Origin of the sequence: Bifidobacterium aemilianum (genome assembly GCF_003315635.1) — a bacterium.
In the GTDB taxonomy this organism is placed as follows: domain Bacteria; phylum Actinomycetota; class Actinomycetes; order Actinomycetales; family Bifidobacteriaceae; genus Bifidobacterium; species Bifidobacterium aemilianum.
The window spans coordinates 1-601 of the sequence record NZ_PDCG01000047.1; the positions used below are offsets into that span (position 1 = coordinate 1).

Genomic DNA, 601 nt, shown 5'->3' on the forward strand with positions numbered 1-601 from the left:
CCTGATGATGTGCGGTTTGTGTAGGTTCTTGCGGTTGTTTGATGCAAGCGGAAGACTGCATACGAGAGCCGCCTCTGTCTCGTGGGCGGAAGCAAGGCCGTCCAGGACCTCTGAGACCACGCGGATGGTCTCCCTGACCGAGAAGGTCCCTTTGGTGCCCATCTCATGGCGCAGGTTGACCCCGTGCACGTATTCCATGACCAGATAGTCCAGTCCGTCAACCTGCCCCGTGTCGTAGACCTGGACGATGTGTGGGTTGGCGATGGCCGCGGCGGATGTGGCTTCCCGGCGGAAGCGTTCCTCGAACTGCGCGCGGTGTGGGCCCTGAGCCAGTTGGGTGTGCATGATCTTGATGGCGACATGCCGGTCCAGCCGCTGGTCGAGCGCCTCGTACACCGTGGCCATGCCGCCGTCTGCGATCCTGCCTATGACGCGGTATCGGCCTTCGATGATCTGACCCTTGTATGCCTCTGCCGCTTGACTCATAGTCGTATCGTACGGCCTTCCTGTGAGTGTAATGCCTACGGAGGTGGCTTCTTGGCGAAAAATCCACCACGGGGACGGTTCGGTGCCCGTATGGGAGAGGGGCCCCGCCATCCAT

General features: G+C 61.2%; 1 protein-coding gene. It reads right to left on the minus strand.

Going from position 1 to position 601, the window contains the following annotated elements:
• The coding region (locus CRD60_RS08345; RefSeq protein WP_130473094.1) for a protein kinase domain-containing protein at positions 1–486 on the minus strand (486 nt) is incomplete at its 3' end.
• Positions 487–601 lie beyond the last annotated feature (115 nt).